Below are 24,953 nucleotides of genomic sequence, written 5' to 3' on the forward strand. Positions count from 1 at the left end.
TAGCAAACAAAGGCGGATCATCTCATGCAACATATTAAACAGGGCTACCGCGGTTTGGGTGTTCTGGTGAACGTCAATGCCGATTTGCTGTTATATGTGACAACGCTTGTGATCGCGTTTGCCTGCGCGGGATTTGTGGCAGCCCTTTGATATTGACATTTGGGGCGGCAACTCGCGTTTTGACAAGGCCAGACAGACGCGGTACTGACATCCTCAATAGGATGTCTGACTGGGTTTGAGAAATGAAACATTTTGAAGTTGACCGGCCGACGCGCCAGCAGCTCTTTTCTTTTTTGACAAGCATCAAGGCCGCACTCTGTGCGGTTTTTCTTGTGTTTGCAGTGGTGGCAGGCACCGGGCAAGCCGAGGCACAGTCCTATCGGTTTTCTTCTGTGACGATCGAAGGCAATCAGCGCATCGAGCCCTCGACGATTCTGTCTTACGCCGGGATCGCCCGCAACGAGACGGTGTCGGCAGGTGAGCTAAACGATGCCTATCAGAGAATTCTGGCCAGCGGTCTTTTTGAGCGTGCCGAGCTGGTGCCCCAGGGCAATCGTCTTGTGATCCGTGTGACCGAATACCCCACGATCAACCGGATTGCCTTTGAGGGCAATAAAAAGCTTAAGGATGAAGACCTTGAAGAGTTCATCAAGAGCCGCGTGCGCCAGGTCTACAGCCCGACACAAGCGGAGCGTGATGCTGCGACCCTGGCCGAAGCCTATGCGCAGAATGGTCGCGTGTCGGCGCGCATTACCCCCAGGGTGATCCGCCGCAGCGACAACCGCGTTGATCTTATATTCGAGGTTTTCGAGGGCGGAAAAGTCGAGGTTCAGCGCATCGGATTTGTCGGCAACCGCGCCTATTCGGATCGCCGCCTGCGGCGTGTGATTGAAAGCAAGCAAACCGGCCTTTTGCGCGCGCTGATTGAGCGCGACACCTTTGTCGAGGATCGCCTGCTGTTTGACAAACAAGTCCTGACCGATTTCTATAACTCGCGCGGCTATGTCGATTTCCGGGTCACCGGCACCAATGCCGAGCTTGCGCGCGAGCGCGACGCCTATTTCGTGACCTTTAACGTTCAGGAAGGCCAGCAATTCAGATTCGGCGAAATCTCCACAGTAAGCGAGATGAACGGTGTTGAAGCCGAGCCCTATCACGACGCGTTGAAAGTGCGCCCCGGTGTGGTTTATTCGCCAACGCTGGTGGAAAGCTCAATCGCCAGAATGGAGCGCCTGGCAATCAAGAATGGGGTTGATTTTCTGCGTGTTGATCCTCGCATCACCCGCAATGACCGTGATCTCACACTCGATGTGGAATTTGTCCTGACTCGCGGGCCGCGGATTTTTGTCGAACGCATTGATATTGAAGGCAACACCACCACCCTTGATCGTGTGATCCGTCGCCAGTTCGATGTCGTCGAGGGCGACCCCTTCAACCCGCGTGCCATCCGTCAGGCTGCAGACCGCATTCGCGCGCTGCGCTTTTTCTCGGACGTGAATGTCAACGCGCGCGAGGGCTCGCGCCCCGATCAGGTTGTGATCGAAACCGATGTCGAGGAAACAACCACAGGCAACGTGTCGGTCGGCCTCAGCTTTTCGACCAATGCCGGACCCGGTGTTGCGCTTGGCTTTAGCGAGCGAAACTTTATTGGCCGGGGGCAGTCGCTGAACGCTCAGATTGCGGCAAGTGCGGATAGGATCAACTATAATCTAGGCTTTCTGGAACCCGCATTTCTTGGCCGGGATGTAGCTTTTGGGCTTGATTTCGCTCTGCAGCAAACCAACAGCGACAATAGCCTGTTTGACACAACAATCGGTACGTTTCGCCCAAGCCTGACCTTCCCGGTCAGTGAAAATGGTCGCCTGGGTATTTTCTACAGTGCCGCCTACGAGGATATGTCGGATTATAACGGCGTATCGGGCATCCTGCAGTCCGAGGTCAATCAAGGCGACCTGTGGACAAGCGCCTTGGGGTACCAGTTTTCTTATGACACACGACGCACCGGGCTGAACCCGAATGCGGGTGTTTTGCTGGCCTTTGGTCAGGAAGTCGCCGGGCTTGGCGGCGATAACGAGTTCATCAAGAGCACGGGCCGTCTGGTCGGGCAGACCACTGTCATGAACGAGGATGTGACCCTTAGGGCTATTCTTGAGGGCGGTGCAATCGAATTTAAGAAAGGCCAGAACAGTCGTTTTCTGAACCGCTTTAATGGTCAGGTCATCCGTGGGTTTGAACCCAACGGGATCGGCCCCTCTGAAAACGGCGAGCTTTTGGGGGGCGATTATTTTGCGGCTCTCAAGCTTGAGGCGGACTTTCCGCTTGGCTTGCCAGATGAATATGGCATCACGGGCGGCGCGTTTTATGACGTCGGCTCGATCTGGGGAATTGATAAGAGGAATGCGACCGGGGTCGTCTCTTCCACCGGGTTTAATGATCGCCACGTCATTGGTTTTTCGATCTTCTGGTCATCGCCTTTCGGCCCCCTTCGGATGAACTTTTCCAATGCCCTCAAGAAAGAACCTGGCGATATCGAGCAGGTGTTTGATCTGACGGTCAAAACGGAGTTCTGATCATGTGGCGGAGCCTTGCCTTTGCGGGGTTCCTGCTCGCGCTCCTTGGTGGGGGTGCTGCCCCTGTCGCAGCCCAGCCAACTGGCGTCGTGCAAAGCGATATTCTCATCCTCGATCCGGAGCGGTTGTTAAATGAGACGCTCTATGGCCGCCGCCTTCTTGAAGGCATTCAGGAAGACCGTGAGACGCTGGTTGCGCATAACCGCCGTATCGAAGCCGAGCTTGAAGACGAGGAACAGGCGCTCACCGAGCGCCGCCCGAGCTTGTCGGCGGCTGAGTTTCGCGACCTCGCCGACACCTTTGACCGCAAAGTGCAGCAGTTGCGCCAGAATAGCGAGCGCATGTCACGCGACCTTGAGCGGCAACGTGAAATTGCCCCGGCTCAGTTCATGCGCGTGATCGAGCCTGTGCTCGCCGACATCCTGAGCGATTCCGGTGGCGTGGTGATCATGGATGTGCGGGCGGTTCTGTTGGGCTCTGGTGTGGCCGATATCACCGACCTTGCCATCGAACGGGTCAACGCGCAAATTGGCGAGGGTCCGGAAAATGGCCCGACGCGCAACACGGTGACGCCGCCCAAATCGCCAGGCGATTAGGCTATCTTGCCCCCATCCTGTCCTGTTGTTAGGGACGTGATCAGATCGACGCAATGAGGATTATCCATGACCGAGCCACTTAAATCCGCCGATATCCACCTGATCCAGCGGCTAATTCCGCATCGCTATCCGTTCCTCCTTGTGGATAAGGTGGTCGATATCGACGGTTTTCAAAGCGCGCGCGGAATCAAGAATGTCACCATGAACGAGCCGCATTTTCAGGGGCATTTTCCGGGCAAGCCGATCATGCCGGGCGTGACAATCGTCGAGGCCATGGCCCAGACCGCCGCGGTGATGGTTGGCACGGCGCTCGGCATGGAAGACCGCAACATGCTGGTCTATTTCATGGCGATTGATAATTGCAAGTTCCGCCGCATGGTGGTGCCGGGCGATGTGCTCGAAATGCATCTCACGACCGTGCGCGGCAAGCCGGGTGGCAAGGTCTGGAAGTTCAGCGGCAAGGCCGAGGTCGAGGGCGAAATGGCCGCCGAAGCGGAATTCACAGCGATGATGGATCTCCCCAAAGAGTGACCCCGGTGACCGATACAGCGATCCACCCCACAGCCTTTATAGAGCCGGGCGCCATCATCGGCGAGGGGTGCCGGATCGGCCCGTTCTGTCATGTTGGCCCGGATGTTCGGCTTGGTGACAGGGTGGTGCTCAAGTCGCATGTTGTGGTGGCCGGTCACACGGTTTTGGGCGAGGAGACGGTGATCTTTCCCTTCGCCTGCATTGGCGAGGTGCCCCAGGATCTGAAATTCAAGGGCGAAACGACGCAGCTCATCGTTGGGGCGCGCAATCGCATTCGTGAGCATGTCACGATGAATACCGGCACCAGTGGCGGCGGCGGCATTACCCGTATCGGCGACGATGGGCTCTTCATGGCCGGGTGTCACGTGGCGCATGATGTCCAGATTGGCAACCGCGTGGTGCTGGTTAACAGCGCCGCTTTGGCCGGGCATTGCCTTATCGAGGATGACGTCATCATCGGTGGGCTGTCGGGGGTGCATCAATTTGTGCGCATCGGGCAGGGCGCAATCATCGGGGCGGTGACGATGGTGACCAACGATGTCATCCCCTATGGCCTTGTGCAGTCGCCGCGCGGGGTCCTGGATGGGCTGAACCTTGTGGGCCTGAAACGCCGGGGGGCGTCACGATCTGATACCCTTGCCTTGCGCGCGGCGTTTCAGATGCTGGCGCAGGGCGAGGGGACCTTCCAGGATCGTGCATCCCGTCTGGGCGAAGAAACAGAAAGCCCCTATGTCCGCCATATTTTCGAGTTTGTGACGAGTCAAAGGGACCGCACCTATCTGACACCAGGGCAGAACTAGGGAATGTCCGGGCGTCTGGCCATTCTGGCGTGTGGCGGCGGTTTGCCTGTCGCCTTGGCGCGCCACTGCCCGGAGGCGCTTTTGATTTGTTTTGCCGGCGTGCCGCATCGCCTTGGACCGGCGGCCAGAGAGCATCGGCTCGAGAAATTAGGGGCTTTGACTGAGGCGCTTCATGATGCCGGAGTCACGCGGATTGTTCTGGCCGGACATCTGCCACGTCCCACTCTTGATCCGTCGGATTTTGATGCGCTGACGACTTCCTTTGCGCCGCGCCTGATGGCTGGGATGCAGGGCGGTGATGACGCGCTTTTGACCAGCGTTATCGCGGTGTTCGAGGAGCAGGGGTTTACCGTTCTTGGCGCGCACGAGCTCTTGCCTGATCTCACCGCCGGTGAGGGGCTTTGCGTCGGTCCCGTGCCCGATGAACTGGCCGAGGCGGATGCCGCCCGCGCCGCCGATATTCTTGCCGCGCTGTCGCCGCTTGATATCGGGCAGGGCTGTGTCGTGGCGGGCGGGCAATGCCTCGGGATTGAAACCTTGCAGGGCACAGATGCTCTTTTGGGTTTTGTCGCCACGACCGATCCCGCGTATCGCCCCAAGGCGCCGGGCGTGTTTGTCAAAGCGGCCAAGCGCGGGCAGGATTTGCGCGTCGACATGCCCGCCATCGGCCCCGGCACCATTGCCGGTGTTGCGGCTGCGGGGCTTGCCGGCCTGATGATCGAGCCGGGGCGCGTGATGATCCTTGAGCGTGAAAAGACCCTTGCCGCCCTTTCCGAGTTCGGGCTTTTCCTCGTGGCCCGGACGTTCTGATGCGAATTTTCCTGATTGCGGGCGAAGCCTCTGGCGATAGGCTTGGGGCGGCGCTCATGGCTGGGCTCACCTCCCTGACAGAGGTCGAATTTTCCGGCGTTGGCGGCCCCTTGATGGAGGCCGAGGGCCTGCAAAGCCTGTTTCCGATGGACGAGCTGAGCGTGATGGGCCTTGCCGAGGTCTTGCCGAAATACCCGGCGCTCAAACGACGGCTGAACCAGACCGCCGAGGCCGCCCTTGCCTTTGCGCCCGATATTCTGATCACCATCGACAGCCCCGATTTCTGCCTGCGCGTCGCCCGCCGCGTCAAGGCCGCAAGCGCGGTCCGCACGGTGCATTACGTGGCCCCTTCGGTCTGGGCGTGGCGCGCGGGGCGGGCCGCGAAGATGGCGCGGGTGATCGACCATGTGCTCGCACTCTTGCCGTTCGAGCCGCCCCTTATGACAGCCGCCGGGATGGAGTGTGACTTTGTCGGCCATCCGGTGGTGGCCGAGCCGTGCCCAAGTGCGGCCGATGCAGCCGCGTTTCGTGCCCGCCATGGCATCACCGGGGAACCGCTCTTGATGGTTCTGCCCGGATCGCGCCGGGGCGAGGTAAGCCGCCTGACGCCGATCTTTGGCGAGGTGATTGCCCGGCTGGCGATTGAGCGACCTGATACACGCCTGATCCTGCCCACCTTGCGGCATCTGGCCCCGCTGGTGCGCGATATGGTTGCCGACTGGCCAATAGAGCCGCTGATTCTCGCCCCGTACGAGGGACAGACTGCGGCGGCGTTTACAGAGCAAAAAGCCTGTGCCATTCACGCCGCCGACTGGGCGCTTGCGGCCTCGGGCGCGGTCTCGCTTGAGCTGGCAGCGGCGCGCACGCCGATGGTGATTGCCTATGACATGAACTGGCTTAGCCGCACCCTGATTTCGCGCATGCTCAAGGTGGATACTCTGACGCTGGTCAATCTGGTGAGCGAAACCCGCGCCGTGCCGGAATTCATCGGCAAGGCCTGTCGCGCAGAGCTTATCACGCCTGCGCTGCTAAAGCTGATGGAGGAGCCGGGCGCGCAAGTCGCGGCCATGGAAACCACGCTTGAGCGGCTTGGGATGGGCGGCGAGGCACCGGGCCTGAGGGCGGCCCGCGCCGTTTTGAACCGCGCGCCTACTTGCCGTCTTCAGGGGCGGTGATCGCCTCGATCTTGGGCATCATCACCGGCATTGCCTTTTGCAACACGGCCGAGATCATCGGCTGTTGGATCTGCGCAAGCTGGGGCATCTTTTCCATCACCGCGCGGCCATGCTCTGACATATAAAAATCGCGCAGCGCGGTCAGTTCTTCGAGCGTCATCAGATCGGCCATGATCTTGTCCTGCTGAAGCATGACTTCGGTCAGCGGCTGGGTCAGCTCGTCGGAAAACAGCTTTTCGATCTGGCTGATCTGTTCGGGTGACATCGGCTGGCGATTTTGGGCCATTTGCTGGATCATCGGGGTCCAGAGTTGGCGGATGAAATTCTGAATGTCCATGTCTTTCATGGTCGCCTCGACGTATTCCTTGGCGATGGCCACGCGGGCATCTTTGGCGTCGCTGGCAGTGTCGGCAGAGGCGGGAACGGCAAGGCAAAGGGCCGTGGCGGCCCCAATAAGAAATCGCATTTTAATTCAACTCCAAGGTCATAAATCGCAGTCATGACACCACCTTGCACGGGCGCTGTCAATGCACCACCTTTGCGTGATGCCTTGCGAAGCCGGTGCAGGGTTGCTATCTGGCTTGAAACAAAACCCGATAGATTTGATCGGATAGATATGAGGCCCCGGTGCAGACGCAAAACCCCCGGTTAGAAATCAAGCATCTGGTGCGCCGCTACGAGGGCCGCACCGTGGTCAAGGATGTCTCGCTTCGGGTGATGCCGGGGCAGGTGACCTGTCTGCTTGGGCCGTCGGGTTGTGGCAAATCAACGACCCTGCGGATGATCGCCGGGGTCGAAATGCAGGATTCGGGCGAGATCTGGGTCGATGGTGTGCTGATCTGCGACACCGTGTTTCGCGTCCCCCCCGAGCGGCGCCATATCGGCCTCATGTTTCAGGATTTTGCCCTCTTCCCGCACCTGAGCGTCGCGCAGAACGTGGCTTTTGGCCTGAGCGGTAACAAGGCGGCGATGGCGGAACGGGTTAAGGAATTGCTTAACCGGGTCGGCATGGGGCGCTATCTTGATGCCTATCCGCACGAGCTTTCGGGGGGCGAGCAGCAGCGCGTGGCGCTTGCCCGCGCCCTTGCGCCGCGCCCGCGCATCATGCTGATGGACGAGCCGTTTTCCGGGCTTGATAACCGTCTGCGCGATGGCATCCGCGACGAAACGCTGGATATCCTGCGCGAAGAGGATACGGCGGTCCTGCTGGTCACCCACGAACCGGAAGAGGCGATGCGCATGGCCGATGAAATCGCGCTCATGCGGGATGGGCGGATCGTGCAACAGGGCGCGCCCTATAACATCTACAACGCCCCGGTGGATCGAAGCGCGGTTGCGTTCTTTAGCGATATCAACGTGATACGTGGCACAGTGCGCGGCGCATTGACCGAAACTCCGTTCGGTCATTTCCTGGCGCCCGGTGTGCCCGATGGTCAAGAGGTTGAAATCGTCATTCGCCCGCAGCATATCAAGATCGACTTTGATCGCGGCGGCCGGGGCCCCAACCCCACGCCCCAGGATGGCACGCCTGCGCGCGGCGTGGTGGTGCGGGCGCGCTTTATCGGGTCGGAAAGCCTTGTGGAGTTTCGCATGGATCATGACGGCTCGATCCTGCGGGCGACGGTGCCGAATGTGTTTCTGCCAAAGCCGGGCAAGCCGCTCTGGCTTATGCTGCGGCGTGATCGCTGTTTCGTCTTTCCGGTCAAGAAAGATTAACGCGAAAGCCCGTTACGCCCGTCAAATCTTGCTGACCTTGAGCTTGGTGATGCGGTTGTCCTTGCGCGCGATAACCTGAAACCGGAAGCCATGAAAGATGAAGACCTGATCGACCTTGGGAATCATCTGCGCCTCGTGGATGACAAGGCCGGCCACGGTATTGGCCGCCTCATCCGGCAGGTTCCAGTCGGTTGCGCGATTGAGGTCGCGGATCGTCATGGCGCCTTCGACAAGAAACTGATTGTCGTCACTTTTGCGGATGGCGTGTTCGGCGTCGGGATCGAATTCATCGGTGATCTCACCAACGATTTCCTCAAGAATATCCTCAAGCGTGATCAGGCCCTGAAGGCTGCCGTATTCGTCGACGACAATCGCGAAATGGCTCCTCATGCGCAGGAACTGACGCATCTGATCGTCGAGCGTCGTGGTTTCCGGCACAAAATACGGCTTGCGCGCGACACTGGTAATATCGAACTTGCTCAAGGCCTTGGCGCTTGATGTTGATCCGGTGACAAGCTTGTGCATGGCGCGCAGAAGGTCCTTGGCATGGACCACACCGATGATGTTGTCCGGGTCATCACGATAGAGCGGAAGCCGGGTGTGATTGCTTTCCAGACATTGATTGAGAATGGCGTCCGGATCGGCATCAACGTCGATCATCTCGATGCCGGACCGGTGCAGCATGATCTCTTCGACGGCCCGTTCGCCAAGATCAAGCGCGCCCAGAATCCGGTCACGATCTTCTTTCTCGACCACGCCTTCGGATTGACCAAGATAGAGCGCGCCGGCAATTTCTTCGCGGACCGCCAGGATATGGCTGTCGGGGTCGGTCTGAACCCCGAAGAGGCCAAGCACGCCGCGCACGAACAGGCGCACGGCTGAGACGATTGGAGAAAAAACCTTTATAACCATGACGATAATCGGCGCAGTTCGCGCGGCTGCCGCCTCGGCGTTGGTGATGGCATAGGTCTTGGGAAGCACCTCGGCAAAGACCAGCACCAGAAGTGTCATCACCAAAGTGGCGAGCGCCACGCCGCTTTCGCCGAACATCCGGGTAAACAGCGCGGTGGCAAGCGATGTGGCGAGGATATTCACAAGGTTATTGCCCAACAGGACCGACCCGATCAGCCGCTCGTTATCTTCGGTGATGTTCAGAGCGCACTCCGCCCCGGCCGATCCCTTTTCCGCCTGCGCGCGCAGCTTGCCGCGCGAGGCGGCCGTAAGCGCGGTTTCGCTACCCGAAAAGAAGGCGGACAGGACCAGCAAGGTCAAAATCGCCCCGCTGGTGATCCAGAACGCGAAATCAAGAATTGGTGTGGTGGCTTCCATTTGGGCAGATGTCCTTTTAGTCATAGCGGTTATGGGGTGCCGAGGCGCGTCAATCAAGGGATGATGCGGAATGGAATTGCGGGATTTGGGGGTGCTGAGCGGGCCGGTGCTTCTTTTTGGCGGGCCTTATTCAAACCTGTTGGCCCTGCGGGCTTTGATTGAGGAGGCGCGGAATGTCGGCATTCCTGCGGAGCGGATGATTTGCACCGGCGATCTGGTGGCTTATTGCGCGCAAGCCTCTGAAACAGTTTCGGAAATCCGCAGGCTCGGGTGCCCGGTGGTGGCTGGCAACTGTGAAAAACAGTTGGCGAATCATGCGATGAACTGCGGTTGCGGCTTTGAAAAAGACACCCAATGCGATGTTCTGTCCGGGGCGTGGTACGCGCATGCGGATCGCGCGATCGGGGCGGCGGACCGGCGCTGGATGGCGGGCTTGCCGGATATGATCACGTTTCAGCACGCAGGCCGACGCTGTGCCGTGGTACATGGTGGGATCAGCGACATAAGCCGGTTTTTGTGGTCGGTCTCGCCCGAGGCCGAAATTCAAAAAGAAATCGATTTAATACAATCTGTTGCAGGCCCATTTGACATGGTGATCGGGGGGCATTCCGGCATTCCCTTCCAACGTGACATCGGCGATGTGACTTGGGTGAACGCCGGGGCCATCGGCATGCCGGCACATGACGGGCGCACCGAGACACGCTTTGGCACTCTGGATTTATCCGGTGTGGCATTTCACGATCTGATCTATGATCACTCAGCAGCCAAAGACGCGATGCAGGCGGCGGGGCTGAGCCAAGGCTATGACGCGGCGCTGATGACCGGCTATTGGCCCTCGGAAGAGGTGTTGCCGCCCGCCTTGCGCCGCGCCGCCGTCACCAAGGGGTGATGATCCTGCACCAAAGATTGAAGCCGCGCCTCAAGCACATGGGTGTAAATCTCGGTCGTGGCAACATCGGCATGGCCCAAAAGCGTCTGGATCGCCCGGAGATCGGCGCCGTTAGCCAATAAATGCGTGGCAAAGGCATGGCGCAGGGTATGCGGCGTCACCTTGGCCGGAGATACACCAGCTTTGACCGCCAACTCCTTGATCAACATATAGAATCGGTGACGCGTGAGGTGCCCGGATGTGCCGTTTGAGGCAAAAAGATAAGGCGATGCAGGGATGCCCTTGGCGCGGGTACTCTCTTCGCCCTGGTCGCGCAGGACAAGCCAGTTGGCAAGCGCTTCTCTGGCGTGTGGCGACAGCGGCACCATGCGTTCCTTGCCGCCCTTGCCCTTGATCAGAAGCAGCGCCGGATTGCCGCGTGCGGCGGCGACAGGCAGCGACACAAGCTCGCTCACGCGCATGCCCGTCGCATAGAGCAGCGCCATGAGACAGGCGTTGCGGGCCTGATCGGCGGGGCTTCGACCGTGATCAAGCGAGGCCTCAAGCAGGTCGCCGACCTCGTCTTCGCTCAGGGTTTTGGGCAGACGTTGGGCCTTGCCCGGACCCTTGATCCGAATGGCGGGATTATCGGCACGCAGGCGTTCGTCAAAGGCAAATCTGTAAAGCTGGCGAATTGCGGACAGGCGGCGCGCACGGGTGGCGCGGGCAAGGCCCTGTTCATCGCAATGCACGAGGTAGGATTCGACATCCTTCTGACTTGAAGAGCTAAGGCTAAGGCCCTGAGAAATAATCCATTCATGGAAATCCCGCAGATCGCGCTCATAGGCCAGAAGCGTGTTGTTTGCCGCGCCAAGCTCGGCGGCCTGCGCCTCAAGGAAAAGAGAAATCCAGCCGCGGTCGTCGCTCATCTCTGGCCGCTCAGCAACAGCATTTGAAGCGCCGCGCGACGGGCCGTGTCCTCTAACCCGACGGCGCGCAGGGTTGCAATTGCGTCGCCAACTCCGTCGCGCCCACCGGCCGAGGCGCGGTCAAGTTTGTTGGAGGCCATCAAAATAGCCTCGCCCAATTGACCGCGATCCAACAGGGCCTGATGGGCAGGCGCGGCCTCGGTTTGGGCAAAGCCGGCGGCAAGCGCCTTTTCAAGGGTCGTGCTTGCGTCTTGCATGGCTGGTTCGCCGACCGCGAGCCCGGTCAGGAACCGCTGCTGTTGGTTTGTGGGGGCGAATACCTGTGCGGCGCTTTCATAGCGCTCCGACAAGAGGGAAATTTCAAACGCCAGCGATTCGATGTCGTCGGGCAGGGCCACCGCTGCCAAACGGTCCGCGAACAACTCGGCAAAGGGCACCTCGAGGCGTTGCGATTGTGCGGCCGACCATGCCTCAGGCAGAGCATCCGCAATCGCGCCAGGATCGGCGCGGTTCAGGGCCTTGTCCAGCGTTTGAATGGCCTTGATCCGATCCCAGACCCCGCCAGAGGCGGCCGGTTTGCGATCCGTATAAAGCCCCAAAAGCCGTGCCGCCGGCAGGGCGCCGGTGCGCGCAAGCCGCTCTGCCGCCTCAACCTCGGCCTTCCAGCCCGATGTGCCGCGCAGGTCGGCCATTGCAAAGGCGCGCGCCAGATTGTGGGTGGGAAGCGGCGTGCCAATCGCCTCGAAAAGGCGAAACTGAAGCGGCGTAAGAGTTTTGGGAACACGTGGTGGCTCAGTCTCGTCGATCATCTCGGGATCAAGAAACAGGGCAAGCAGCGTGCTGTTGGTGTCGCTCAGGGCCCCAAGGGTGTCTGCGCTCTCAAAGATCAGGGCGGCGGTTTGCCAATCACCGGTCCGCGCGGTGCAGAAAATACGCGCCTCAAACTCTGTGCTCAGCCGCGGCTGGCGGCTCAGGTCGGTGCAGGGCGTGTCTTCCTGTCCGGTGAAAAGAGAAAGGTCAAGCCATTGATCAAAAAGGACTTTGTTGGCAGGGCCCGCGCGCTCGATCAGGGCAAGGGCCGGTTCGATCGCGCCCGCTCGCCGCAGCGCTTTGATGCGGGCCAAAAGAAATTGTGCATCCGCGTCCGCATCGTCCGGCGCATCGGCCTCGGCCAGCAAAAGCGTGTAATGCAGGGCTTGAATGGCGGGCAAAGGTTCTGCCGAAAAATGGCCGAACAGACGCAGGATATCGCGGGTTGTGCTGCCCTGCCAGAGCGTCTTGGGCAGGCCGGTGGTGCGGCTTGGCAAAAGCCCCACGGCATCGGCGCGCGGTGCATCAAGCGCCGTCACCGCCACCCTGGGGGTATCTACGCCGTCAGTCACCGGTGCTTCCAACGAAAGGGGCAGGCGCGGGGCTGTGACCGCCGCCGTGCTGGCCTCATCCAGCCAGTCAATCGCCGAGAGTGGTTGCTGCGCGGCACAGGCCACCCCCCAAACCCCGGCCAGAATTGTAGCGCTAATTCGTTTCAAGAATGATTTCCTGCCGAATCTCGTCTTGCGGCGGAGAAAAATCCGCGCCGAAAAACGGGCCGAGATAGGAATAGGCCACCAGGGCGATAAAACCCAGAATGGCCAAATAAAACAGCCACTTGATTAGTCTTACCATGGGTCCCTCTGCCTGCTTGGTGTATTCTTTTTCCCAACTTATAACTGGCCTTTTGCCTAAGATCACGTCATTCAGTGAAAAACCTGAAGTTTTGGCAGAGGAGCGCCGAAGGGTGGCGACTGACAGGCATTGGAATTTGAAGAAAACCGTTGTCCTTGTGGGGATGATGGGGGCAGGCAAGACCGCTGTGGGCAAGGCCCTTGCAGCGCGTCTTGGCGTGCCGTTTCTCGATTCGGACGCCGAGATCGAAAAGGCCGCCAACATGACAATTGCCGAGATATTTCAACGCGATGGCGAGGCTTTCTTTCGCAACCGCGAGACCGAGGTGATTGACCGGCTGTTGGACAGTCACCGTGGGATTCTGTCCACGGGCGGCGGTGCCTTCATGGCCGAGCGCAATCGCGCGCTGATCTCGCAAAAAGGGGTGTCGGTCTGGCTCAATGCCGATATGGATATTCTTTGGTCTCGGGTAAAATGTAAGAATACCAGGCCTTTGCTGCGCACTTCTAATCCCTATCAAACGCTCAAGGACCTCTATGATGCCCGCGTGCCAACCTATGCTCTGGCCGATCTGAGCGTCCAGGCGCGGGCAGAATATTCCATCGACGCCATGGCTGAACAGGTACAAGAGGCCCTGGCCGGGCGCAGCGACGTTTTGGAGAGCGTAGAATGACCGAGATCGTGCATGTGGGCCTTGAGGGGCGCGCCTATGACATTCACATCGGGCCCGGCCTGCTGGATCAGGCGGGGGCGCTGATTGCGCCGCTGTTGCGCCGTCCGCGTGTGGTCATCATCAGCGACGAAACCGTTGCGCGGCTTCATTTGGAAACGCTTCGTAAGGGGTTGGAAAAGAAGGGAATCGCCTCAGAGGCGTTGTGCCTGCCACCCGGCGAGGGCAGCAAATCCTGGCCTTATCTAGAACGGGCCGTTGAATGGCTGCTCGACCAAAAGGTCGAGCGGAACGATGTGGTTGTCGCCTTTGGCGGCGGAGTGATCGGCGATCTGGTTGGCTTTGCCGCAGCAATTCTGCGCCGTGGCGTGCGCTTTGTGCAGGTTCCGACAAGTCTTTTGGCGCAGGTCGACAGTTCGGTGGGCGGTAAAACCGGGATCAACGCCCCGCAAGGCAAGAACCTGATCGGCGCCTTTCATCAGCCAAGCCTTGTTCTGGCGGATACAGAGGTTCTTGGCACGCTGACGCCGCGTGATTTTCTGGCCGGGTATGGCGAGGTTGTTAAATACGGCATGTTGGGGGATAGTGAATTCTTTCAATGGCTTGAAGGCAATGCTTTACGCGCCGCAGCGGGCGATATGGCCGCACGTATCTATGCGGTCAAACGGTCGGTTCAGATGAAAGCCGAGATCGTCATGCGCGACGAAACCGAGCAGGGCGATCGCGCGCTGTTGAATTTGGGGCATACCTTTTGTCACGCTCTTGAAGCGGCGACCGGGTATTCTGATCGCTTGTTGCACGGCGAAGGGGTGGCCATTGGCTGTGCTCTGGCGTTCGAGCTGTCGGCGCGCATGGGGCTGTGCAGTCAGGAAGACCCAAGCCGCGTGCGCGCCCACCTGCGCGACATGAAGACCAAGGTTGATCTATCTGATATACAAGGTGAATTACCGGATGCGGATGGGCTTATCGCGCTTATGGGGCAGGATAAAAAAGTGGTCGATGGCAAGCTCCGCTTTATTCTCGCGCGCGGTATTGGCGAGGCGTTCATCACCTCGGATGTCGACCCGGATCTCGTGCGCAGCGTGCTGAACGACGCCTTGCGCGCGCGCGGCTGATCGCTAGGCGCGGTCCTCGGGAAACCAGTGTCTGGTGCGGTTGGCAAAGGCCACCAGAGACAACATTACAGGCACTTCGACCAGCACGCCCACAACTGTGGCCAATGCCGCACCGGACCCAAGGCCAAAAAGGCTAATGGCGACGGCGACTGCAAGCTCGAAGAAGTTTGATGTGCCGATCAGGGCGCAGGGCGCCGCCACGTTAAACGGCACCCGCCAGGCCCGTGCCACAAGATATGCAATTGCGAAAATACCATAGCTCTGAAGTAAAAGCGGCACGGCAATCAGCGCGATCACCAGAGGTCGGTCAAGTATGATCCGCCCCTGAAATCCGAACAAAAGAATAACTGTTATGAGCAGGCCCAGAACGGTCGCGGGTTTCACCTTGTCGCGAAACGCCTCAACCGATGCCTCGCCCCCGCGCGCCACAAGACGGTTGCGCGTCAATAGCCCTGCAGCCAGCGGAATGACGATATAGAGCAGCACCGACAAAAGCAGGGTCTCCCAAGGCACAACAAGATCCGTAACACCCAAAAGAAGCGCCACGATCGGGGCAAAGGCAAAGACCATGATCACGTCATTCACGCTGACCTGAACCAGCGTATAGGTCGCATCGCCCCGCGTAAGCTGTGACCAGACAAAAACCATCGCCGTGCAGGGGGCGGCGCCCAAAAGGATCACGCCGGCAAGGTAGGCCTGTGCATCGTCGGGCGGGATAAGTCCGGCAAAAACATGGTTGAAAAACAGCACTCCAAGCGCGGCCATGCTAAAAGGCTTGATCAGCCAATTCACGGTCAGCGTGATGACAAGACCTTTGGGCCGCGTCGCGATTCCCGACAGGGCGGTAAAATCCACACCCACCATCATCGGATAGACCATCGCCCAGATCAAAAGCGCCACGGGCAGGTTTACCGAAGCAATCTCAAGCTCGGCCAGCCCCTGAAAGACGCCCGGAGCAAGCGTTCCGAGCGCGATTCCCGCCGCCATGGCCAAGGCCACCCAAAGCGATAGCCAGCGTTCAAACAGGCCCATGCCACCGGGGGCGCTCTGGTGGGCTGAGGCATGATCGCTCATGGCTCAGCCCCGGCGGAATTTCCGGTGCAGAGACGAGGCCCATTGTTCAGAGCAAGCATGAGAGCGACCTTTGGCAGGGATGAATGAACAAGAGTTCCACAGCGAGCGTCACTCATACAGCTCACAAATCTCTGCAAGCCGTCAATCCCATTTTCATCTTTCACGGTTCCGGAAATACTCAAACTCCATGCCCGCCACCGTGCGCGCCGAACAGGTTCACTCGGCCAAGCGCACCAAGGCGTGGCGCTTTTTGCCGGCGCTCAGCTTAATTGGGGTAGTGAGCGCCGATGGCGAAATCATAAGCCCGGCATCGGTCAGCGGTTGATCATCCATTCGCGCGCCATTCTCGGACATCAGGCGCTTGGCCTCTTTGCCCGATTTCACAAGGCCCGCCCTGACCAAAAGCTGTACGATGGAAATGCCGGTATCGTCAAAATCCGACATTTCAAGGGTCACGGTTGGCAAATCATCCCCGACGCCGCCCTTTTCAAACACTTCGCGCGCTGTGGCATGGGCGGCGGCGGCGGCCTCGGCGCCGTGCAGAAGCGTGGTGACCTCATTGGCAAGGATGATCTTGGCCTCATTGATTTCAGCGCCTTCAAGCGCGCCAAGGCGCTCGCATTCCGCGACCGGTAATTCGGTATAGAGCTTAAGGAAGCGGCCGGTATCGGCATCGGTGGTGTTGCGCCAGAATTGCCAGAATTCATAGGGCGCGCACATATCGGCGTTCAGCCACACGGCGCCATCCTGGCTCTTGCCCATTTTCTTGCCGTCCGAGGTGGTCAGAAGCGGCGAGGTCAGGCCGAAAACCTGATGATCCAGCACCCGGCGCGTCAGGTCGATCCCGTTGACGATATTGCCCCATTGATCCGAGCCGCCCATCTGGAACAGACAGCCATAACGCCGGTTAAGTTCAAGGAAATCATAGGCCTGCAGGATCATGTAGTTGAATTCAAGAAACGACAGCGACTGTTCGCGGTCAAGCCGCGACTTCACCGACTCGAAGCTCAGCATCCGGTTGACACTGAAATGACGCCCGATATCGCGCAGGAAATCGAGGTATTTCAGATCGTCGAGCCATTCGGCATTGTTGAGCATAAGCGCGCCGGTCGGGCTGTCGTCATATCTGATATAGGCGGCAAAGACCTGCTGGATACCGGCGATATTGGCGTCAATCTGCTCGTTGGTCAAAAGCGGGCGCTCATCGGCGCGAAAGCTGGGGTCGCCCACCTTGGTGGTGCCGCCGCCCATCAGGGTGATCGGCTTGTGCCCGGTCTTCTGCAACCACCGCAGCATCATGATCTGGATCAGGCTGCCGACATGAAGCGAGGTCGCGGTCGCATCAAAGCCGATATAGGCGGGCACCACGCCGGCGATAAGGGCGTCGTCCAACCCCTGATAATCGGTGCAATCGGCCAGAAAGCCGCGCGCCATCATCGCCGCCATGAAGTCTGATTTGGGGTGGTAGGTCATATCGCTTGTCCCGGCTTGGTTTGCGCGGCATGTATAGGGACACAATGAGCGAAGGAAAAGGCCATGTTGAGCGCAGATCGCCTTTGGGCCCTCGGGGCAATGTCGGGCACCTCGCTGGATGGGGTGGATGCGGCCATGATCGAGACCGATGGCGAGGTCATTCATGGTTTTGGCCCGACCGCCTATCGGCCTTATACGGCGCAGGAACAGGCGGTTCTGGCGGCGGCGCTTGGCAAATGGCCGGGCGATGATCTCGACGCCGCCGCCCGTCTTGTCGAGGCGGCGCATCTTGAGGTTCTGGGGCGCTTTGACGGGGCCGGCATCGTCGGCTTTCACGGTCAGACCCTTACGCATGATCCACAGGGGCGCGGCACCCATCAGCTTGGCGATGGCGAGGCCTTGGCGCAGGGGCTTGGCCTGCCGGTGGTCTGGGATTTCCGAAGCGCCGATATTCAGCTTGGCGGCGAGGGCGCGCCGCTGGCGCCGTTCTTTCATTTCGCCTGTGCCAAGTGGATCGGGGCCACCGCGCCGATTGCCTTTCTCAACCTTGGGGGGGTGGGCAATCTGACCTGGGTTGACCCAAGCTATGCCCGCCCCGAAGCGACCGGCGCGCTTTTGGCGTTCGATACCGGGCCTGCGAATGCGCCGATCAACGATCTGATGATGGCGCGGCGCAATGAGCCGTTTGATCGCGACGGTGCGCTCGCGCGGCGGGGCAGGGTTGTTCAGGGCGCGCTTGAGCTTTTTCTGGACGAGCCGTATTTCCTGCGCATGCCGCCCAAATCTCTGGATCGCGATACCTTTGCCGACATGATCGGGCTTGTGGGCGAGCTTGGCGACGGCGATGCCGTCGCGACGCTGACCGGCATGAGTGCCGCCGCCGTTCTGCGCGGGATGGAGCATTGCCCAAGCCCGCCGACGCGCCTGCTTGTGACGGGGGGCGGGCGGCATAATCCGGTGATGATGGACATGCTGCGCGCCGCGCTTGATTGCCCGGTCGATCCGGTCGAGGCGGTTGGCCTTGACGGTGACATGCTAGAGGCGCAGGCCTTTGCCCATCTTGCCGTGCGCGTCGCGCGCGGATTGCCGACATCCTGTGCAAGCACCACCGGCGTGCGCGCGGCGGTGTCGGGCGGCACGATCAGCAGACCGGACAAAACCACCACAGCAAGAGGGGCAGGGTGATGGAGTATACATTGGACAGTGGCGCTGGCGCCGGGTTGCGGCTTGGGCTTATCCTGCTGAGCACCGATGAGACGTTGGAATACGAAGCGCGACAGGTGATCGGCGGGCGGGATGTGAACCTGCTTCATGCCCGCATCCCGGCGAATGCCCATGTGACGCCCGAAGACCTGCTCCTGATGGCACCCGAAATGACCCGCACGGCGGCACTGCTGCCCAAAGGGTTAAGCGCGGTGGCCTATGCCTGTACCTCTGGCTCCACCATCATCGGGAGCGACAGGGTTGCCCGGCTTGTCGGCGAGGCGCACCCCGACACGGCGGTGACCAATCCGCTTGCGGCGGTGATTGCCGCGCTTGGCGCGCTTGGCGTGACCCGGATCGCCATGGTCACCCCCTATGTGACCGAGGTCAGCGGCCCGATGCGCGCCGCCCTTGCCGAGGCCGGCATAGAGGTGGTGAGCGAGGTCAGCTTTGGCCAGAAGGAAGACTGGACCGTGGCGCGCATCACCGAGGCCTCGACCGAGGCGGCGATGCTGGCGGCGGGAGAGGCTGACGGCGTTGAGGCGGTCTTTGCCAGCTGCACCAATCTGCGCAGTTTCGGTATCATTGAGACGGTCGAGGCACGGCTTGGCCTGCCGGTGATAAGCTCAAACCTGGCGTTGATCTGGGATATGCTGCGCCAGAGCGGGGCGGATGCGCGCGGCTGGGGGCCGGGGCGTCTGTTTGATCTTGATGTGGGGGCATAAGAACCGATGAAGAATGACCACTTGAAACCGGCCACTATTGCCGCACAGGCCGCCGGGGCGACCGATGGCGAGACGGCCGGCGTGGTGCCGGGCATTCACCTGAGCACAACCTATCTGCGCGACCCCGATTATGAATTGATGCGCGCCGACAACAAATATGGCCGCGATGAAAACGATACCGTGCGCCAGGCCGAAGAGGTGCTGCGCCAGCTGGAGGGCGCGGCGGCGACGCTCTTGTTTCCCACCGGCATGGCGGCGGTTGCGGCGGTGTTTCGCGCCCTTCCCGGCGGGGCGCGGGTGATCCTGCAAAGCGGGATATATTGGGGCACGACCAAATGGGCGCGCGATTTCTGTGCGCGGCGCGGTATCATCCTTGACGAGGTCGAGGCCGCCGATCCCACCGCCCTTGCAGAGGCCTGTCGGTCCTCTGCCGATCTGGTGTGGATCGAAACGCCGTCAAACCCCTGGCTCCGGGTGGCAGATATCGCCGCGGCCGCCGGGCTTGCCCATAAGGCGGGGGCGGTTCTGGTGGTGGATGCCACCGCCGCCACGCCGGTTCTGACGCGCCCGCTTGATCTTGGGGCCGATATCGTGATGCACTCGGCAAGCAAGGCCATCAACGGCCATACGGATGTTCTGGCCGGGGTTCTGTCCTGTCGCGATGTGGCCTCCCCGATGTGGCAGGCGATCGCGATGGATCGCCACGACGCCGGCGCGATCATCGGCCCGTTCGAGGCCTGGCTTTTGCTGCGCGGGGTGCGCACGCTGCCGCTTCGGGTGGAGCGGATGTGCGCCAATGCCATGGCCGTGGCCAGGTTTCTTGAGGGTCACGCGGGCGTCGAGGCGGTGTTCTATCCCGGCCTGGCAAGCAACGCCGGTCACGCGATTGCCAGCCGCCAGATGTGTGGCGGCTATGGCTCGCTTTTGTCGGTGCTGATCAAGGGTGACCGCGCGCGTGCGATCGACGTTGTCGGGCGCTTGCGGCTGTTTCACCGCGCCACATCGCTTGGCGGGGTCGAAAGCCTTGTCGAGCATCGCCAAACAATCGAGCCGCATACCGGAATTCCCGAAACCCTGTTGCGCCTTTCGGTGGGAATTGAGGATGCGGGCGACCTTATTGCCGATCTGGCGCAAGCGCTTGAGGGCGCCTAGCGGCGCGCTTCATTTCGCCAGGCGTTGCTGGTTAAGCAACCAGAAAACAAAACAACCTGCCGCGCGATGCGCGACAGGTTGAGAGGTTGGATCGCCCCGAAGGACACAAAGGTTTCAGTCAATGACCGGGCCTTTGTCTGGTTTGATCAGGCGCGGCGGCTGCGGCTGCGGCTGCCTGCGCGCCCACCGGTACGAGCCACCTCGCCGGGCTTGGGCGGGGCTTTGTTGAACTTGATCCAGTTGCCGCCGTGCGGGTCATTGTTGGTCAGGAAGTTGGCGGCCATGATCGCCTCCATCTCCTTGCCCGCGCGCGGCTTGGTCGAGCCGAGGCCGAACAGCTGACAGAAGGTTTCGTCATCCATATCGGCCGGAAGCACCAGACCGGTGGCGGCAACTTCGGCTTTCTTGGCCTCGATCTCGGCCTGTTTCACCGGCAGGGCAATCGGGTTCATGATCGCGCTGGTCATGCCGGCGGCCATGGCCATCGGCAGGAAGGCGTTGTTGATGCCGTGACGGTTGGGCAGGCCAAAGCTGATGTTCGAGGCGCCGCAGGTGGTGTTCACGCCAAGCTCGTCGCGCAGGCGGCGCACAAGGGTAAAGACCTGAAGGCCGGCGGTGCCCATGGCGCCCACGGGCATGACCAGCGGATCAACCACGATGTCATGCGCGGGAATACCGAAATCGGCGGCGCGCTGAACGATCTTCCTGGCGACCTCGAAACGCACGTCGGGATCTTCGGAAATGCCGGTATCGTCGTTCGAAATCGCCACCACCGGCACGTTGTACTTCTTGACCAGCGGCAGAACGTATTCAAGCCGATCTTCTTCACCGGTGACCGAGTTCAGAAGCGGGCGGCCTTCACAGGCCTGAAGGCCGGCCTCAAGAGCGGCGGGCACCGAGCTGTCGATGCAGAGCGGCAGGTCGACAAGCCCTTGAACAAGCTCGATGATCTTGGTCATCAGCGGCGGTTCGGTCTCATTGGGGTTGGGATTGGAGTTGTAAACCACACCCGCATTGATATCGAGAACGGTGGCGCCGGCGGCGGCCTGGGCAATGGCGTCGGCCTCGACGGTCGAGAAATCGCCCGCCTCTAGTTCGGCGGCCAGTTTCTTGCGCCCGGTCGGATTGATGCGCTCACCGATCACGCAGAACGGCTCATCAAAGCCGATAACGGCGGTTTTGGTTTTGCTCTCGACGATGGTGCGGGTCATATGAGGTCCTTCAGGATACGTTTGCAGGTTTACCGGCGTCGCCGCCGTTTTCGATGGCCCAGGTCGCGTTGGTCTTGATCCCGCCAAGCGGGAAGAAGTGGACCTTTTCGATGTTGAAGCCGGGGTTCGCGGCCTTGTGCGCGGCGAGCTGGTTCAGCACGTCATTGGGCTCGTAGGGCAGCAAAAGCTTGGTGACATCCATCGCCCGCTTCTGCAGCACCTTGAGAGAGGGGCCGACACCACAGGCAATCGCGAATTTGATCAGCGTCTGAAGCTTGGCCGGACCGGCAATCCCGATGTGGATCGGCAGGGTGATGCCGGCCGCGGCAAGATCATCGGCCCATTTGATGATCGGCTTGGCGTCAAAGGCAAACTGGGTTGCAAGCGCCATTTCGGCATCGGTGGTTTCGTTGAATTTATGCTTCCAGCGCAGCGCGTCCATGACGTTTTGCATGCCGCCCTTGGGGTCGATATCCTTGTTGCCCTCGGGGTGGCCGGCCACATGCAGGCGCTTGAACCCGGCGCGATCGAATTCGCCGCTTTCGAGCAGTTGCATCGAGGAGTCGAAATCGCCATGCGGCTCTGCGACACCACCGGCCAGCAACAGCGCCTGATCGACCCCGGCCTCGCCCTGATAGCGTGCGATCCAGTCGGTGAGGGTCGCCTTGTCCTTGATGATCCGGGCCGGGAAATGCGGCATCACCGGATAGCCGTCGGTGGCCAGACGCTTGGCGGTGGCGACCATCTCTTCGATCGGGGTGCCCTCGATATGGGCGATATAGACGCGGGTGCCTTCCGGCAGAAGCTCGCGAAAGTTCTCGACCTTCTCGGCGGTGCGCGGCATCACCTCGATCGAATAGCCCTGAAGGAACGCCTCAATCTGGCCATTGACCGGTGCGGCGAATTTTTCACGTTTCTTGAAATTCAACAAAGCCATTGCGGCCTCCCATAGCGATCCGGGGCGCACTACGCCCAGCCATTATTGGCAATCAGGGTCTTTATCCGTTCCTGATCATACTCTGCATCAAGCCGGGCCGCCTCTGATTTGGCGACCTCATCCTGATCTCCGTCAACGGAATAGGGATCGGCCTTGCGCCATTCGGCAAGATAGTCATCCGTGCCTGCCGCGCCGGTCTTCATGGCGGCGCGGTCGATCGCCTGTTCAAAGCGTTCGGGCAGCTGCACTTTGCTGCCACGGCGGCCTTTCCCGGCAATAACCTGAGCGGGGATGTCCCGCCAGTAAACGATGGTGACGTCAACCATGGCTGATTCCTTTTCCTCAAGGTCACTACGTAATGCAGCCGACACCATGCTCAGGGTTCGATTTCGACAGAACGGATGCGTCATGCGACGTGGCGACATTAACCGGGGCGCGCAGCGGTGACCACGCCGAGGCATGCGAAAAATATTCATCATCGTTATCAAGATCGCGCTTGGGGCCTTCGCGGCGCTTGCGCGGGACCACGTAAGACACTACCTTGGGGGCAACTTGAAATGGAGGGCGTGTCGTTATGGCGCCCAAGCGTCCCGAAAGTGCGGGCGCGGTCCCGAAACCGGTTGAGAGCCCCGCACTGAGCCAGCCGGATCAGATGCCGCTTTATGCGGCGCTTGATCTGGGAACAAACAGTTGTCGCATGCTGATTGCCCAACCTCGGGGCAATCAGTTCAAAGTCGTGGACAGCTTTTCCAAGTCGGTACAGCTTGGCGCCGGGCTTGAAAGCTCGGGGCGGTTGTCGCGTGCCGCGATCTATCGCACCATTCAGGCGCTTCGGGTCTGTCGCCAAAAGCTCAAGCGTCACCGCGTTGAGCAGATGCGCCTTGTGGCGACCGAAGCCTGTCGGCGCGCCACCAACGGCGCCGATTTCATGCGCCGTGTGGAGCGCGAGACCGGGTTGCGTCTTGATATCATCGCGCCGCAGGAAGAGGCCCAGCTTGCGGTCGTGTCCTGCGCGCCGCTCGTGAGCCCCAATACCGATCAGCTTTTGGTGGTCGATATCGGCGGCGGCTCGACCGAATTGGTCTGGATCGACCTGACCGGCGTGCCCCGGCCCGAGCGGCGCCGTGCGATCATGCGGATGCATCTTGGCTTTAACGCCTGCGACAGCCGCTTTGCCGCCGCGCGGGTGGTCGATTGGATCAGCGTGCCGCTTGGGGTGGCGACGCTGCGCGATCAGTTCCGCGATGTCGAGGACGATTCCGCGCGCTTTGCCCTGATGAGCTGGTTTTTCGAGGAAAACCTTGCCGAATTCGCCCCCTACAAGGACGAGCAAAAACGCGAAGGGTTTCAGATCATAGGCACCAGCGGCACTGTGACCACCGTCGCCGCCAGTCACCTTAACCTCAAGCGGTATGACCGCAATAAGGTTGACGGGATGACTATGACCAGCGACGAGATCGACCGCGTGATCCGCAGCTATCTTGCGCTTGGCCCTGCGGGGCGGCGCGCCGATCCGCGCATCGGGCTTGACCGGCAGGCGCTGATCATGTCGGGCGCGGCAATTTTACAGGCGCTTTTGCGGTGCTGGCCAACCGACCGTTTGTCGGTGGCCGATCGCGGTTTGCGCGAAGGCATGCTCTACGCCCAGATGGCGGCGGATGGGGTTTTCAAGGACGGAACAGACTGATGGCCAAGACACCGGATGGCAAGAATACCTCGGGGCGCGGACAGCGCGAGCTGACGGTGCAGGTAAAGACCGCACGCGGGCGCAAGCCCTCGTCGACACGCTGGCTTCAGCGGCAGTTGAACGACCCCTACGTCAAGCGCGCGCAGGTCGAGGGCTATCGCGGGCGCGCCGCCTTCAAGATCATGGAGGTGGATGACAAGTTCCGCTTTCTGGTGCCGGGCGCACGGATCGTCGATCTTGGCTGTGCGCCGGGGGGATGGTGCCAGGTGGCGGTGCCACGGGTCAACGCGCTTGGCGAAAAGCAGGGCAAGGCGGTCGGGCGCATTCTTGGTGTCGATCTGCAAGAGGTCGAGCCGATTCCGGGCTGTGAAATCCATCAGCTTGATTTCATGGCCGATGACGCCGACGAACAGGTCAAGCAATGGCTTGGCGGCATGGCCGATGTGGTCATGTCGGATATGGCCGCGTCAAGTTCGGGTCACAAACAGACCGACCATTTGCGCATCATCGCGCTCTGCGAGGCTGCGGCCTATTTTGCCTTTGATGTACTCGAAGTCGGCGGCACCTTCGTGTCCAAGGTTCTCGCCGGCGGGGCCGAGGGCGAATTGCAGAAGATCCTGAAAACGCGCTTTGAAAAAGTGCATAACGTCAAGCCGCCTGCGTCACGCGCCGATAGCTCGGAAAAATTTGTCGTCGCCACCGGGTTTCGCGGCTAGT

27 protein-coding genes are annotated in these 24,953 nt (G+C 60.5%); 16 read left to right on the forward strand and 11 right to left on the reverse strand.

Translation table 11 applies throughout. The annotated features are described in order from the left end of the window. Positions 1 to 24: 24 nt before the first annotated feature. The 7 genes from BUB78_RS21375 (at position 25) to lpxB (ending at position 6,482) form a co-directional block, all read left to right on the forward strand. On the forward strand, positions 25 to 150 hold the full coding sequence (locus BUB78_RS21375) for a hypothetical protein (protein ID WP_281248826.1): 126 nt from the start codon (positions 25 to 27) through the stop codon (positions 148 to 150). A 92-nt stretch (positions 151 to 242) separates the two neighbouring features. After that, positions 243 to 2,570: an outer membrane protein assembly factor BamA gene (gene bamA / locus BUB78_RS00860; protein WP_073194036.1), complete on the forward strand. Its 2,328-nt coding sequence runs from the start codon at positions 243 to 245 to the stop codon at positions 2,568 to 2,570. A 2-nt stretch (positions 2,571 to 2,572) separates the two neighbouring features. Continuing rightward, the gene (locus BUB78_RS00865; protein WP_073194037.1) at positions 2,573 to 3,166 is read left to right on the forward strand and encodes an OmpH/Skp family outer membrane protein; all 594 of its coding nucleotides are present in this window, start codon (positions 2,573 to 2,575) and stop codon (positions 3,164 to 3,166) included. Positions 3,167 to 3,232: 66 nt separating this feature from the next. Further along, positions 3,233 to 3,697: a 3-hydroxyacyl-ACP dehydratase FabZ gene (gene fabZ / locus BUB78_RS00870; protein WP_073194038.1), complete on the forward strand. Its 465-nt coding sequence runs from the start codon at positions 3,233 to 3,235 to the stop codon at positions 3,695 to 3,697. A 5-nt stretch (positions 3,698 to 3,702) separates the two neighbouring features. Next, complete coding sequence (gene lpxA, locus BUB78_RS00875; protein WP_073194580.1) at positions 3,703 to 4,497, forward strand: acyl-ACP--UDP-N-acetylglucosamine O-acyltransferase; 795 nt, start codon at positions 3,703 to 3,705, stop codon at positions 4,495 to 4,497. A 3-nt stretch (positions 4,498 to 4,500) separates the two neighbouring features. Then, entirely contained in the window at positions 4,501 to 5,307 is an 807-nt protein-coding gene (locus BUB78_RS00880; RefSeq protein ID WP_073194039.1) for an LpxI family protein, read from the forward strand. After that, positions 5,307 to 6,482 carry a lipid-A-disaccharide synthase gene (gene lpxB / locus BUB78_RS00885; protein WP_073194040.1) on the forward strand — a complete coding sequence of 392 codons (1,176 nt, stop codon included), beginning with the start codon at positions 5,307 to 5,309 and terminating at the stop codon, positions 6,480 to 6,482. Before BUB78_RS00880 ends, lpxB begins: the two co-directional genes overlap by 1 nt. Here the strand turns inward: lpxB and BUB78_RS00890 are convergent. Further along, a complete protein-coding gene (locus tag BUB78_RS00890) occupies positions 6,457 to 6,948 on the reverse strand; it encodes a DUF2059 domain-containing protein (RefSeq protein WP_073194041.1) in 492 nt (163 codons plus the stop codon). The two genes, lpxB and BUB78_RS00890, sit on opposite strands and share 26 nt — an antisense overlap. Positions 6,949 to 7,109: 161 nt before the next feature. Here BUB78_RS00890 and BUB78_RS00895 point away from each other — a divergent pair, with 161 nt between their 5' ends. Next, complete coding sequence (locus BUB78_RS00895) at positions 7,110 to 8,198, forward strand: ABC transporter ATP-binding protein (RefSeq protein ID WP_073194042.1); 1,089 nt, start codon at positions 7,110 to 7,112, stop codon at positions 8,196 to 8,198. Positions 8,199 to 8,219: 21 nt separating this feature from the next. On the opposite strand, the gene BUB78_RS00900 is transcribed toward BUB78_RS00895, so the two are convergent. Next, positions 8,220 to 9,527, reverse strand: a complete 1,308-nt coding sequence (locus tag BUB78_RS00900; protein WP_073194043.1) for an HlyC/CorC family transporter — start codon at positions 9,525 to 9,527, stop codon at positions 8,220 to 8,222. 70 nt (positions 9,528 to 9,597) lie between these two features. Here BUB78_RS00900 and BUB78_RS00905 point away from each other — a divergent pair, with 70 nt between their 5' ends. Then, positions 9,598 to 10,416, forward strand: coding sequence for a metallophosphoesterase family protein (locus BUB78_RS00905; protein ID WP_073194044.1), 819 nt, complete (start codon positions 9,598 to 9,600; stop codon positions 10,414 to 10,416). Here the strand turns inward: BUB78_RS00905 and BUB78_RS00910 are convergent. The 3 genes from BUB78_RS00910 to BUB78_RS21065 are packed head-to-tail and all read right to left on the reverse strand — an operon-like array spanning position 10,353 to position 13,169. Continuing rightward, complete coding sequence (locus tag BUB78_RS00910) at positions 10,353 to 11,324, reverse strand: tyrosine recombinase (RefSeq protein WP_073194045.1); 972 nt, start codon at positions 11,322 to 11,324, stop codon at positions 10,353 to 10,355. The genes BUB78_RS00905 and BUB78_RS00910 overlap by 64 nt on opposite strands. After that, on the reverse strand, positions 11,321 to 12,853 hold the full coding sequence (locus tag BUB78_RS00915) for a hypothetical protein (RefSeq protein WP_073194046.1): 1,533 nt from the start codon (positions 12,851 to 12,853) through the stop codon (positions 11,321 to 11,323). Before BUB78_RS00915 ends, BUB78_RS00910 begins: the two co-directional genes overlap by 4 nt. Continuing rightward, positions 12,840 to 13,169, reverse strand: coding sequence for a hypothetical protein (locus tag BUB78_RS21065; protein WP_245813331.1), 330 nt, complete (start codon positions 13,167 to 13,169; stop codon positions 12,840 to 12,842). The genes BUB78_RS00915 and BUB78_RS21065 overlap by 14 nt, the downstream gene beginning before the upstream one ends. Here BUB78_RS21065 and BUB78_RS00920 point away from each other — a divergent pair. Beyond that, complete coding sequence (locus BUB78_RS00920) at positions 13,156 to 13,662, forward strand: shikimate kinase (protein WP_245813320.1); 507 nt, start codon at positions 13,156 to 13,158, stop codon at positions 13,660 to 13,662. The two genes, BUB78_RS21065 and BUB78_RS00920, sit on opposite strands and share 14 nt — an antisense overlap. Beyond that, on the forward strand, positions 13,659 to 14,774 hold the full coding sequence (gene aroB, locus BUB78_RS00925; RefSeq protein ID WP_073194048.1) for a 3-dehydroquinate synthase: 1,116 nt from the start codon (positions 13,659 to 13,661) through the stop codon (positions 14,772 to 14,774). The genes BUB78_RS00920 and aroB overlap by 4 nt, the downstream gene beginning before the upstream one ends. A 3-nt stretch (positions 14,775 to 14,777) precedes the next feature. On the opposite strand, the gene arsB is transcribed toward aroB, so the two are convergent. Both arsB and tyrS read right to left on the reverse strand, forming a co-directional pair. Then, the gene (gene arsB / locus BUB78_RS00930) at positions 14,778 to 15,806 is read right to left on the reverse strand and encodes an ACR3 family arsenite efflux transporter (protein ID WP_170865006.1); all 1,029 of its coding nucleotides are present in this window, start codon (positions 15,804 to 15,806) and stop codon (positions 14,778 to 14,780) included. Positions 15,807 to 16,064: 258 nt separating this feature from the next. After that, complete coding sequence (gene tyrS / locus BUB78_RS00935; protein ID WP_073194050.1) at positions 16,065 to 17,321, reverse strand: tyrosine--tRNA ligase; 1,257 nt, start codon at positions 17,319 to 17,321, stop codon at positions 16,065 to 16,067. A 63-nt stretch (positions 17,322 to 17,384) separates the two neighbouring features. Between tyrS and BUB78_RS00940 the strand changes: the two genes are divergently transcribed. The 3 genes from BUB78_RS00940 to BUB78_RS00950 are packed head-to-tail and all read left to right on the forward strand — an operon-like array spanning position 17,385 to position 20,401. Continuing rightward, a complete protein-coding gene (locus tag BUB78_RS00940; RefSeq protein ID WP_073194051.1) occupies positions 17,385 to 18,506 on the forward strand; it encodes an anhydro-N-acetylmuramic acid kinase in 1,122 nt (373 codons plus the stop codon). Then, the gene (locus BUB78_RS00945) at positions 18,506 to 19,249 is read left to right on the forward strand and encodes a maleate cis-trans isomerase family protein (RefSeq protein ID WP_073194052.1); all 744 of its coding nucleotides are present in this window, start codon (positions 18,506 to 18,508) and stop codon (positions 19,247 to 19,249) included. Before BUB78_RS00940 ends, BUB78_RS00945 begins: the two co-directional genes overlap by 1 nt. A gap of 6 nt (positions 19,250 to 19,255) precedes the next feature. Further along, positions 19,256 to 20,401, forward strand: coding sequence for a trans-sulfuration enzyme family protein (locus BUB78_RS00950; protein ID WP_073194053.1), 1,146 nt, complete (start codon positions 19,256 to 19,258; stop codon positions 20,399 to 20,401). Between the two features lie 146 nt (positions 20,402 to 20,547). Here BUB78_RS00950 and BUB78_RS00955 read toward each other — a convergent pair whose 3' ends face one another. The 4 genes from BUB78_RS00955 to BUB78_RS20575 are packed head-to-tail and all read right to left on the reverse strand — an operon-like array spanning position 20,548 to position 23,086. Beyond that, positions 20,548 to 21,612: a methyltetrahydrofolate cobalamin methyltransferase gene (locus BUB78_RS00955; RefSeq protein ID WP_073194054.1), complete on the reverse strand. Its 1,065-nt coding sequence runs from the start codon at positions 21,610 to 21,612 to the stop codon at positions 20,548 to 20,550. 10 nt (positions 21,613 to 21,622) lie between these two features. Next, positions 21,623 to 22,549 carry a methylenetetrahydrofolate reductase gene (locus BUB78_RS00960; protein WP_073194055.1) on the reverse strand — a complete coding sequence of 309 codons (927 nt, stop codon included), beginning with the start codon at positions 22,547 to 22,549 and terminating at the stop codon, positions 21,623 to 21,625. A 29-nt stretch (positions 22,550 to 22,578) separates the two neighbouring features. Next, positions 22,579 to 22,875 carry a virulence factor gene (locus tag BUB78_RS00965; RefSeq protein WP_073194056.1) on the reverse strand — a complete coding sequence of 99 codons (297 nt, stop codon included), beginning with the start codon at positions 22,873 to 22,875 and terminating at the stop codon, positions 22,579 to 22,581. A 25-nt stretch (positions 22,876 to 22,900) separates the two neighbouring features. Continuing rightward, on the reverse strand, positions 22,901 to 23,086 hold the full coding sequence (locus BUB78_RS20575) for a hypothetical protein (RefSeq protein WP_220083965.1): 186 nt from the start codon (positions 23,084 to 23,086) through the stop codon (positions 22,901 to 22,903). Between the two features lie 37 nt (positions 23,087 to 23,123). On the opposite strand from BUB78_RS20575, the gene BUB78_RS00970 reads away from it, so the two are divergent. Together BUB78_RS00970 and BUB78_RS00975 are read left to right on the forward strand one after the other, a co-directional pair. Then, positions 23,124 to 24,236 (forward strand): Ppx/GppA phosphatase family protein, encoded by a 1,113-nt coding sequence (locus tag BUB78_RS00970; RefSeq protein WP_073194057.1) that lies wholly within the window; start codon positions 23,124 to 23,126, stop codon positions 24,234 to 24,236. Beyond that, the gene (locus tag BUB78_RS00975) at positions 24,236 to 24,952 is read left to right on the forward strand and encodes an RlmE family RNA methyltransferase (RefSeq protein ID WP_073194058.1); all 717 of its coding nucleotides are present in this window, start codon (positions 24,236 to 24,238) and stop codon (positions 24,950 to 24,952) included. Before BUB78_RS00970 ends, BUB78_RS00975 begins: the two co-directional genes overlap by 1 nt. Position 24,953 lies beyond the last annotated feature (1 nt).

It is taken from the genome of Roseovarius marisflavi, assembly GCF_900142625.1.
Taxonomy (GTDB): Bacteria; Pseudomonadota; Alphaproteobacteria; order Rhodobacterales; family Rhodobacteraceae; genus Roseovarius; species Roseovarius marisflavi.